The sequence below is a fragment of the Caldithrix sp. genome (assembly GCF_056497305.1).
Genome location: NZ_JBSMDE010000217.1, coordinates 1 through 10,966, shown reverse-complemented (window position 1 = coordinate 10,966; position 10,966 = coordinate 1). Strand labels below are relative to the sequence as shown.

General features: G+C 38.3%; 12 protein-coding genes. All 12 read left to right on the top strand.

Annotated elements, in window-relative coordinates:
• Positions 1–157: 157 nt before the first annotated feature.
• Entirely contained in the window at positions 158–1,222 is a 1,065-nt protein-coding gene (locus tag ACWB0I_RS18010) for a hypothetical protein (RefSeq protein ID WP_479389478.1), read from the top strand.
• 1,555 nt (positions 1,223–2,777) lie between these two features.
• Positions 2,778–3,074, top strand: a complete 297-nt coding sequence (locus tag ACWB0I_RS18005) for a nucleotidyltransferase family protein (protein WP_479389477.1) — start codon at positions 2,778–2,780, stop codon at positions 3,072–3,074.
• Positions 3,056–3,442 (top strand): HI0074 family nucleotidyltransferase substrate-binding subunit, encoded by a 387-nt coding sequence (locus ACWB0I_RS18000; RefSeq protein ID WP_479389476.1) that lies wholly within the window; start codon positions 3,056–3,058, stop codon positions 3,440–3,442. The genes ACWB0I_RS18005 and ACWB0I_RS18000 overlap by 19 nt, the downstream gene beginning before the upstream one ends.
• Before the next feature lie 599 nt (positions 3,443–4,041).
• A complete protein-coding gene (mntA, locus tag ACWB0I_RS17995) occupies positions 4,042–4,440 on the top strand; it encodes a type VII toxin-antitoxin system MntA family adenylyltransferase antitoxin (RefSeq protein ID WP_479389475.1) in 399 nt (132 codons plus the stop codon).
• Positions 4,441–4,854 carry a type VII toxin-antitoxin system HepT family RNase toxin gene (gene hepT / locus ACWB0I_RS17990; protein WP_479389474.1) on the top strand — a complete coding sequence of 138 codons (414 nt, stop codon included), beginning with the start codon at positions 4,441–4,443 and terminating at the stop codon, positions 4,852–4,854. It abuts the gene before it with no gap.
• Between the two features lie 320 nt (positions 4,855–5,174).
• Positions 5,175–5,390, top strand: coding sequence for a hypothetical protein (locus tag ACWB0I_RS17985; RefSeq protein ID WP_479389473.1), 216 nt, complete (start codon positions 5,175–5,177; stop codon positions 5,388–5,390).
• A 269-nt stretch (positions 5,391–5,659) separates the two neighbouring features.
• The gene (locus ACWB0I_RS17980) at positions 5,660–5,866 is read left to right on the top strand and encodes a type II toxin-antitoxin system VapC family toxin (protein WP_479389479.1); all 207 of its coding nucleotides are present in this window, start codon (positions 5,660–5,662) and stop codon (positions 5,864–5,866) included.
• A gap of 600 nt (positions 5,867–6,466) precedes the next feature.
• Complete coding sequence (locus tag ACWB0I_RS17975) at positions 6,467–6,607, top strand: hypothetical protein (RefSeq protein ID WP_479389472.1); 141 nt, start codon at positions 6,467–6,469, stop codon at positions 6,605–6,607.
• A gap of 326 nt (positions 6,608–6,933) precedes the next feature.
• Positions 6,934–7,272 carry a hydrogenase maturation nickel metallochaperone HypA gene (gene hypA, locus ACWB0I_RS17970; protein ID WP_479389471.1) on the top strand — a complete coding sequence of 113 codons (339 nt, stop codon included), beginning with the start codon at positions 6,934–6,936 and terminating at the stop codon, positions 7,270–7,272.
• Positions 7,273–7,533: 261 nt separating this feature from the next.
• Positions 7,534–8,385, top strand: coding sequence for a hydrogenase nickel incorporation protein HypB (gene hypB / locus ACWB0I_RS17965; protein ID WP_479389470.1), 852 nt, complete (start codon positions 7,534–7,536; stop codon positions 8,383–8,385).
• Positions 8,372–10,726, top strand: coding sequence for a carbamoyltransferase HypF (gene hypF / locus ACWB0I_RS17960; RefSeq protein ID WP_479389469.1), 2,355 nt, complete (start codon positions 8,372–8,374; stop codon positions 10,724–10,726). Before hypB ends, hypF begins: the two co-directional genes overlap by 14 nt.
• A gap of 25 nt (positions 10,727–10,751) precedes the next feature.
• Positions 10,752–10,966: DUF1016 N-terminal domain-containing protein (locus ACWB0I_RS17955; protein ID WP_479389468.1), on the top strand; the 215-nt coding region annotated here is incomplete at its 3' end.

Below are 10,966 nucleotides of genomic sequence, written 5' to 3'. Positions count from 1 at the left end.
GAGTTCAGTATAAAAACCACGAATTTCACGGATTAACACGAAGATATTTGATGTAATTTAAATAAAAACAATAGGCAAATTTAAATAAAATTCGATAATAATACCTTTTTAGAGTGGACTCATTAATATAAAAAAAATAAAAATACAGGAATGAAAAATGGAAAACACAGAATTTAAACCCAAAAAGCTTTCCATGACCAATACCAAAAAAGAATTATTAGACGCGTACAATGAAATCGTTAAAAAATTAGTGGAGAAGGAAAAGGGGCAATTAAAGCCGGAAAAAATTGTTGAAGAAAAACGCAAAAAAGAAATCGTAGAAAAGGTAAAAGGCCTGAATCTGAATGTTATTGCAGAGACTGTGGAAACTTTAAAATCGGAAAATCTTAAATTTCTTGAAGCGTTAAAAAGTAGATTGAATCGGGAATTGGAAAAATTAGAAAATATTCAACAGGCCATTGAGGTAAAGGAAAAAGAACTAAAAGAAATCTTCGAAATTGAAAAATCAGCTTATGCGTTAGCAGCTTTGATTGAAGCCCAAAATCAGAAGAAAGAAGAGTTTGAAGCGGAGATGACGGAAAAGAAAAATACGTTGTTAAGAGAAATCGAAGAAACAAGAGCAAAATGGGAAAAAGAAAAGGCTGAAAAAGAAGCGGAATTAAAAGAATGGTTAAAGGAAGAAGAAAAACGACGCCAGAGAGAAAAAGAAGAATATGAATACAATTTTAATCGTGAAAAACAACTGGCTAAAGATAAATTGGAAGATGAGCTGAAAGAGCGCGAAAAAGAATTTACGGAAAAGTTTGAAAGCCTGCGCGCCGATCTTGAAAAACGACAGGAACTAATTGAAGCACAGGAACAGGAATTTGCTGATCTTAAAGCACGCGTTGCAAAAATGGATGCAGAAATTAAGGCGGCGGTTGACAAAGCCATTAAAGAGACAACCGCAAGATTGCAAACCGAATATAAAAATCGCGAAGAATTATTGAAAAAAGAATTTGAAGGCGAAAAGAATGTGTTGAGTACAAAAATTGCCAGCCTTGAAAAATTAGTAGTAGATCAAGAAAAGAAAATAGCACAACTTAGCGCTAAATTAGATCAGGCTTACCAAAAGGTGCAGGAAGTGGCCATAAAAGCAATCGATGGAACCTCCAGCATGAAATCGTTTAATGAACTTCAGAAAATTCTTTCTGAAAAGAGTGTAAAAAAGGCGAATGAATGATGAGTTGTAGTGCCTGGAAATATTAATTTTACAGTGAATGCCAATGCCCCGATTGATGATTTATGAATTTAGAATACTTCCTTCAAAAGATCAATCCCGCTTAGCGGGATGCGAAAATTTTTGTGCTAAAAATCCTAACCCCCCGCCCCCCTTCCCTTCTTTTAATAAAGGGAAGGGGGAGCGAATCGTGCCGCTTTGCTGAGCTCTACTCTGATATGTTTAGATATTTTGCCATTTTCTATTTACAATCTTTGCGAACTTTGTGAATGCTTCGCTCTTACCAAAGTCTCTAGCTGAAGCTCGAGTTACGTTGCGGCTATGCTGCCTTAGAATACTTCCTTCAAAAGATATAACCCTTTAGCGTGCTAAAATTTTTGTGCTGTGTGAGGAAACAAAACCGTTGAATGGTTGAATGGTTGATTTGTTGAATGATCATGGACTGACATTCTGAATTCCCATCGATCGAAAATGGGGCCATGATAGGAAATTTTCAACACAGGTGGGAAAATTTTCCCCACAAGCCTTCCCCCTCTACCAGATTTTTATTCTGGGAAAGGGGCATCGAGGGGGTGAGGGTAAATAATTTTTAATTTAAAATGTTCATTAGTGCATTCCTGGCTTTATTGTCATAGATGTTTGAAGACTTACCATTCAGATTTCGATATCCGAATTACGGATTTAGAATCCGTTTTTCAAAAGCTCTATCCTGCCATGACATATTATATCCTTGAATGGTTCAATAGATAACGCGTGAAGGAAAAACAGTAAATGGCTGAGGGCCGGATAGAAAATAAATTTTAAAAAAAACACAAATCGGCTATTTGAAGAGCAAATTAAAAATTACATTTTGATGTAAAAATATTGAAAGCAACTCTTGCATCATTTTCTTTTGTTTATTAATATTGTGCATTGAAAAAAGAGACAAGATAGCAAATCAATGAAAAAATAAATTTTTAATCTATTATCGGTTTAATCTTACCAGTTTAATCATTTAAGTAGTTTTAATCTAATATATGAAAAACGTTTTTGCCCTGTATTGCTACATCCATTTTTAGATGGATGTAATTGACGGGGCGGAGCTGTATTTGAAACGTAATACGCGAAACGTGGATGTTGAATTGTTGATTGATGAATGATGAATTTTGAATACTTCCTTCAAAACTTCTATCCCGCATGGCGAGATGCGAAAATTTTTGTGCTGAATATCCTAACCCCCTCTGCCCCTTTCCTTTCTTTTAATAAAGGGGAGGGGGAGCAAATGGTGCAGCTTTGATAAGTTTTATTCTGATATGTTAAGATATTTTGCCATTTTCTATTTGCAATCGTTGCACACTTTGTGAATGCGCTGGGCTATCTTTGCTTGCTTAAATCTTTTGGGTTGCGGCCCTGCTGACTTGGATTTTTTAAACAACTGTATGGTTGATCCTCAGAATCCTGTGTACAGAATTTAGGGAGTGGCCAGGCCGGCTATGATTTGTATCGCTTGGCCTGATGGGGAATTCGGATTTAGAAATGGCTACATTAATTTTTCAATCGATTTTTCGCAACAACCTTTATGGATAAATACCTCGAACAAATTAAGGAAATTGTGTTAAACTTTTTCGAAAATGAAGATGTAATGATTGTTTTTTTTGGTTCAAGAGCTGAGAAACGTGAAGACGAAGGTTCTGATGTTGATATCGCTATTAAAGGTAGAAACATAATAGAACCAATAGTGATTTCGAAGCTAAAAACCCGTCTGGAAGAATCGAATATTCCATATCATGTAGATATAATTGATCTCTCTAAAGTGGAACAGGGCTTTATGGAGAATATTCTTAAAAATGGCATTGTATGGAAAAATTTCAATTAAAAAAACAAAGTTTTGACCGAGCTTTAAAAACTCTGGATGAAATTCTAAAAGAACCATTTTCAGCTATTGTACGCGATGCGACGATACAAAGATTTGAATATAGTTTTGTTCTTTGCTGGAAAACCTTAAGCATCTATTTAAGAGAAATTCATGGGATTGTTTGTCGTTCTCCTAAAGGATGTTTTCGGGAAGGGTTGACGGTTGGGCTGTACAATGCTCAGGATGCGGAACTGTTATTGCTGATGGTGGATGATCGGAATTCGACAACTCACCTCTATAACGAAAAACTGGCCGATGAAGTGTATCAGCGGATTAAAGAAAAGTATCATGCTATGATGCGTATGTTACTGGAGAGGATGAGTAGTTGAGAGAATAAGAGTAAATAACGAATAGCGAATATTGAATGATTGAAGGGAATGTAGGATTAAAAATTATCTGCAGGTTGCCTATGGTACGATTGAGGATTGATGAATGCTGATTGACAATTGATGAATTAAAATAGCTTGAAGGTATTAGAATACTTCCTTCAAAACTTATAATCCCGCTTAGCGGGATGCGAAAATTTTTGTGCTGTGTAAGGAAGTAAAACCGTTGAATTGTTGAATGAGCATTGGGCTGACATAGCGAATTCCCATTGTTCGTGAATTGTATTTCCAACATAGTTATGAAAATTTCCCACACAGGTCTCTCCCCTCTCCCAGATTTTTATTCTGGGAGAGGGGGACCGAGGGGGTGAGGGCTAATTCGTGAAATGACTTCTGCTGTTGGAGGAGTAAAGTTAAGAGTATATGAATGTAAGAGTTAAATGGTTGCTGGGCACTGGCCTGTCATTTTTTAAAGAAGTTTTTTGGTTGCGGCTCTGCTGCCTTAGTTAGAAACAAGACAAAAGCCTCCTATAACTCAAGCTTTGGCTTGAATAAGAATCAAAATAAAGGACAAAAGAAACAAGATTAAAGATTAAAGAAAAATGATAAATGAAAAAATAGATAAGAAGAAATTAAATTCAGTATTTAAAAAGTATCCTGAGATTAAGGCTGTCTATTTGTTTGGCTCAACTGCGACAAGCAAAACGCATTCTGAGAGTGATCTGGATCTGGCAATAATAACGGATAAGCAGGATTTTAAAAAAAATAAATTAAAGATATTGAGCGAACTGGTAAAAGCAGGATATGAAAATGTAGATCTGGTAATTCCAGATAATACAAATATTATACTAATGCATGAGATTGTAAAACATAATCGTTGTATCTACGCAATTTCTGGGTTTGATACGAATGCCTTTTTTGTAAAAGTGGTTGGACAATATTTAGACTTCTTACCTTATTTTAATGTGCATATAGAAGCATATAAAAGGCGGAATATATAATTGGTCAGATCAGTCGTTTTACTAAAAAGATTAAAAAAATTAGATGAATATCTTGAAATATTAGAAAATTTTCAAAAGTATTCAAAAGAAGATTTTTTAAAGAAACCAGAATATTATGGTAGTACAGAAAGATTTCTTCATTTATGTATTGAAGCATTGCTGGACATTGGAAACCATATAATAGCGGATCTAAACCTGGGAGAAGTTAATTGGTATAGGGATATCCCTGAAATTTTAGAAAAACAATCAATTATTACAGATAAACTAAAAAATATCTGGATCGATATGATCGGTTTTCGAAATATGCTGGTACACGAATATTTGGATATCGACAGAAATATTGTTTATCATATTTTGCATGAAAATTTAGATGATATAAAAGCAATAAAAAAATGCTTTTTGCCTTTTTTATAAGGATTAATGAAAAAATAAAAAATAAAAAATAGAAAAAACAAGACAATAGCCCCTTGTAACTCAAGCTTTAGCTTGATAAAGAAACAAGACAAAAGACAAAAGATGAAAAATTAAAGAGGAAATAATACAAAATAAAAAATAAAAAATAAAAAGAAGGAAAATTAAAGATCAAAGATCAAAAGGGAAAAATATAAAAAATAATTACCAAAATATAAACTATAGACGATCGAATTAACACTTACTTTAAACAACAATATCTAAAGGAACACTCTGGTAAAATATTAGTATTATGTATTAAATAATAATATGAGGAAATATAAATGGAGATTGAAAAAATTTATAATAAATTTATAAAAAACGCTACACGTAAAGAAAAGATAGAACTTAATAATTTAATAAATAAAAATTTGTTAAAAAGAGCAACCGAGAAAAGCAAAACTCATAGTTTACTAGAACTTGAAGGAATGGGCGCTGAAATCTGGCAAGATATTGATGTAGAAGCATACATTGATAATTTAAGAGATGAATGGTTTTAAATTATAATTAAATGGAATATTCAATAAATTTTTTAAAAGAAATAAACAAGTTAAGTATAGATACGTCGCCATTTATTTATTTTATAGAAAAACATCCGAAATATCATAATTTATTAAAAATAATTTTTTCAAAAATTGATAATAATGAAATAACGGCTTATTCTTCAGTAAATTACTTTGACAGAAGTTTTAATACGCCCTTATTTAATGGGAGAGGATCAATTAGCTGAAAGCTATTACGAAATTTTAGTAAAAAGTAAAATTTCAATATCTTAAACATTACTCCAAATATTGCAATAAAAGCGGCTAAACTAAGATCAAAATATAAATTAAAAACTCCGGATGCTTTGCAAATTGCAGCATCTTCTATAATTGAATGTGATGCATTTTTTACAAATGATAAATTTTTAAAAAAAATAAAAGACATTAACGTGATTATTTTAGATGATTTAATAAAAGATAAAAACCCCCTGTAACGCAAGCTTTAGCTTGATAAGTCGTAACTCAAACTTTAGTTTGATCAAGACAAAAGAAACAAGATTTAAGATTAAAGAACTAAGGCAGCCAAGCCGCAACCAAAAGACATTTACACAGGAATTTAAGTAACCACAGAGCGCACAGATAAGCATTTTTAAATTAAAAATTACGAATGACGAATTACGAATTAATTTGCGAAGGGGCAACTTATGCCCAGGCGGTGAGGAACCGTGCCGGCATGTCATTCTGAGAATCCCTTACATTGGCAGACCATTCGAAAGAGCAATGTAACTGGTGCCTCAGTCCGCGACTTTGTAAGGGCGAAGCATTTAAGGCGAGTTTTTGTTTTAAAACCCATCCTCCCGCCCCCCTTCTCTTTAAAAAAAGGGAAGGGGGAGTTTTAATCTTTGCTTTGTAAAATTTGATTTCAAAATGTTCATCTACTCAAACGTTTGGGATTGCCCTGTAATTAGGCAGCTTAAAAATTTTCGCATCCCGCTAAGCGGGATTATAAGTTTTGAAGGAAGTATTCTAATTCCGCCACAGCGGGATGCGAAAATTTTTGTGCTGTGTGATGAAGTAAAAAAAAGGTTGAGTTGTTGAATTGTTTAATTGTTGAATGGCCTGTCCGTCTGGACACCGTCCAGACGGGCGGGCCTGTACCCGAAAATCGGGATTTCCGCTGCGCTACAACAGGCTGCGCCTTGCCAGACTGGCGGGCCTGTCCTTCGGTCGGATAAACCTGTCAGGCTGGTGCTGCCAGACTGGCCTGTACCCAAATATTGAGATTTGGAAAGACGCTCGGCGCGAAGCCTCACTGATTGTCATTTCGACCGATGCCCCGACTGTGTCAGGACAGAGAGTAGAAATCTTTGTCAAAGGTAAGGCGAAGAATTTTCCTCAACGATGCCAGTCTGGGCAAGCACATGAGAGAATCCTAAAAGGAAATGCTTTATCTCGCTCTTTTAATGTCTCCGCACTCACTAATCAGCGATTTATCCATTTACATTTGAAACAATCTGAAATTGTTGGTATTTTCAATAAAAGAACAACACAGGGATGGGTGATGCACGAAATGTCCATTGCCATGAATATCGTTGATATTGCGGTAGAAACAGCCAGACAGAACGGCGCGCGTAAGATCAATTCTATTACAATCGAAGTCGGTGCTTTGTCCGGGGTGGTGCCCGAAGCGCTCGAATTTTGTTTCGAAGCTGCCACCAGAGAAACCATGGCCGAAGGCAGTCGCCTGGAAATTATCTATTTAAAAGCGCACGCCGAGTGTCCCCATTGCGGATTAAAATTTGAAACAGATCAGTTTTTAAATGTATGTCCAGGTTGTGGTGAACAGGTGTTGGCCAGCGGCGGGAAACAGTTGCAGGTCAAAAACATAAATGTGGATTAACATGAAGGAGGAGGGCAAGGCGATAAGTGTGTAAGCGGTAAATGAAATTAACATACTATTAAATTAAAAATTACGAATTACGAGTTACGAAATGTTGTTGTAAAATTAAGAATACAATTTTAAAGATTGATGAATTTAATTAGACCAGGATTTTAAACAAAACTCCTGATTAAAATTTGAAGAGTTAAAAGCCTAACAGTGCTGCAACGCTTGTACACTTGAGTCAACGCTTTCCAGACAAAAAAGTAGAGGAGATTAAAAATGTGTGATACCTGTGGATGTGGAGAACCAGGAAATCATGTTACGTTTCAAAAACCGGGCGAAACAAAACACAGCCATGTACATGGCGATCACATTCATGAGCATGATCACTCCCATTCTCATCTTCATGAACACGAGCATGCCCATGATCATGTGCACAGTCACGCCCATAGCCACGATCATGAGCCTGGTAAAACCATTCAGATTGAAACCGATGTCATGAAAAAAAATAACCTGCTGGCAGAACGTAATCGTGGATTTTTTGAAGCGCGTAATATCTTTGCCTTAAATCTGGTTAGTTCACCAGGCTCCGGAAAAACTACGCTTTTAGAGAAGACCATCGAGCAGTTGAAAGATGAGATCCCCTTCTATGTGATCGAAGGTGATCAACAAACGTTACGCGATGCCGAGCGGATCGACCGCGTTGGAGCGCCGGTTATTCAGGTTAATACGGGCAATGGCTGCCATCTGGATGCGCAAATGATCAATCATGCGGTCAAAGAATTAAATCCAGTTTCCAATTCCGTGTTACTGATCGAAAACGTGGGTAATCTGGTTTGTCCTTCGCTATTTGATCTGGGAGAAGCGCACAAGGTGGTTATCATCTCGGTTACGGAAGGCGATGACAAACCATTAAAATATCCCACCATGTTCCAGCATTCCGATATTTGTATTATCAACAAAATCGATCTTCTACCCTATGTTGATTTTGATCTGGAATTGTGCAAAAAATACGCTTTGCAGGTGAACCCTCATTTAACGTTCTTTGAACTATCGGCCACCCAGGGCGAAGGTATGGAAGCCTGGCTTAACTGGTTAAAAGCACATGTTGAGGCACATGGTAAAAGGTAAAACCACAGACCGCAATCCCAAAATACGCCAACGAATGCTGGTCAATGGCATTGTGCAGGGCGTTGGCTTTCGTCCTTTTGTGTTTAATCTGGCCAAACAATTGCGCTTAACCGGTTTTGTTACCAACACCAGCGACGGTGTAATTATTGAAGTGCAGGGTCAGACTTCTTTAATCGATGAGTTTGTGCACCAATTGCAGGAAAACAAGCCGCCGTTATCTGAAATTATTTCTCTGCAACGTCAAACTATTCCTTTAAAAAAAGAGAGCGATTTCCGGATCATCGCCTCCATCGATTCTGCGGACAATCAAACTCTGATTTCGCCGGACATTGCTGTTTGTGATGATTGTCTGCAGGAAATGCGCAATCCCAAAGATCGCCGGTATCGATATCCCTTCATTAATTGTACCAATTGCGGGCCACGTTTTACCATCATTAAACGTATTCCTTACGATCGTCCCAATACCTCTATGGCCGAATTTAGAATGTGTTCCAGATGCCAGGCCGAATACCAGGATGCGACCAATCGTCGTTTCCATGCCCAGCCCAATGCCTGTCCCCGCTGTGGCCCCTATGTTTGGTTAGAATCCACCTCTGAAAATGGCGAGATTGCTCGTGAACAGGCAGCCATTGAACAGCTGGTACAATTTCTTTTAGACGGAAAAATTGTAGCCATCAAAGGTTTGGGCGGTTTTCATCTGGCGGTAGATGCCTGTGATGAGCAGGCCGTACAACGTTTGCGCCGACGTAAAAATCGCGAACAAAAACCGCTGGCCATTATGGTGCCCGACCTGGAGACCGCAAAAAAAATAGCTGTTTTTGATACCGCAGAAAAAGAATCGCTCAGCTCGCCTCAAAGGCCTATTGTGCTCCTAAAAAAGAAAGCAGAAATTCCGGTCGCGGATGCTGTGGCGCCAGCCAATCAGCGGTTGGGCATTATGTTGCCGTACACACCTTTGCACCATTTGATTTTTGATGTACTGCGCGACTTGCCGCCTGCACATAGGCTACCGGTGTTGGTCATGACCAGCGCTAATCGCAGTGAGGAACCTATTGTCATCGATAACCAGGAGGCGCGCCAGAGACTGGCTGATATTGCCGATTACCTCCTGTTGCACAATCGACCGATTTTGATTCGGGCCGATGATTCAGTGGTGGGGCAGTTTAAAGGGCATACCACTTTTTTCCGTCGAAGTCGGGGGTACGTTCCACGCCCGGTGTTTCTGAATATGCATAGTAAAGCCTCTGTTCTGGGAGTAGGTGGCGAATTAAAGAATACCATCTGTTTAACCAAAGGCAATCGTGCTTTTTTAAGTCAACATATCGGCGATCTGGAAAATTTGCTGGCCAATCAGTTTTTTGAAGAGACCATTGACCATTTTAAACACATTTTACAAACAGAACCGGATCTCATTGTGTGCGACAGGCATCCCGGTTATTTTTCTACCCAATGGGCCGAAAATCAAAAGGAAACACCTCTGGTCAAAGTGCAGCATCACCACGCACACATGGCGGCCTGCATGGCTGAATGGCAGATTGATCAACCGGTAATAGGACTTATTCTGGATGGAACAGGTTACGGATATGATGGCACAATCTGGGGAGGAGAAATTCTGGCTGGCGATTACAGCCAGTTAAAACGCCTGGGTTGCTTTAAACCTTTGCCCATTCCCGGAGGAGAAATTGCCATCAAACAACCCTGGCGCATGGCTCTTAGTTACATTCTTGAATCCTTGAACGGTGAATTACCACATCTGCCATTTCTTAAACACAAACCCATCAGGCTCATTAAACAACAATTAGCCAAAAAACTGAACTGCCCCTTAACCAGTAGTTGCGGGCGACTGTTTGATGCTGCTGCGGTGATTAGCGGCGGACGCAATGAAATTTATTACGAAGCCCAGGCAGCCATTGAATTTACACAGGCCGTCAGAAAACTCGATGTTCCTCCATTGCAATTTGAAGCCAAATTACCTTATATTCCCTATGAACCTATTATTAGCAGCCTGGTGGAAGAAGCCATGCAGGGTGCGTCCTTTTCTTTACTGGCTGCCCGATTCCATGTGACCATGGCGCGTTTGCTGGAAGCCGTGGCTTTGCAGGCTGTTCAAAAAACAGGTATTAAGACGGTCGTTTTGAGTGGGGGCGTTTTTCAGAATGAAGTTCTGCTCAGCTTGTTAACGACCTTTTTGCAGAAACACGATTTAAAGGTGCTTACTCACAGCCAGATACCTCCGAACGATGGCGGAATTGCACTGGGCCAATGTGCCATCGGATTGAAGTTGTTGGAACGTGGCATGGAAGAAGTCGCTTTCAGCGATGAAGTGAAAACTTCTTCCTGAAAATAAGCGTGAAGGAATTTGGCCAATGGACACGCTACAAAAAGATACGAACTATCTTTCATTATTGAAAGAAATTAAACAGAAAGTGCGCAAAGCGCAATTGCAGGCTTTGCGTAAGGTAAATCGTTCTTTAATTCAATTGTACTGGGAGATTGGTAAAAAAATCGTTGAAAAACAGGAAGCGTTGGGCTGGGGAAAGTCGGTAGTGGAAACACTGGCCAAAGATTTGCAAAAAGAATT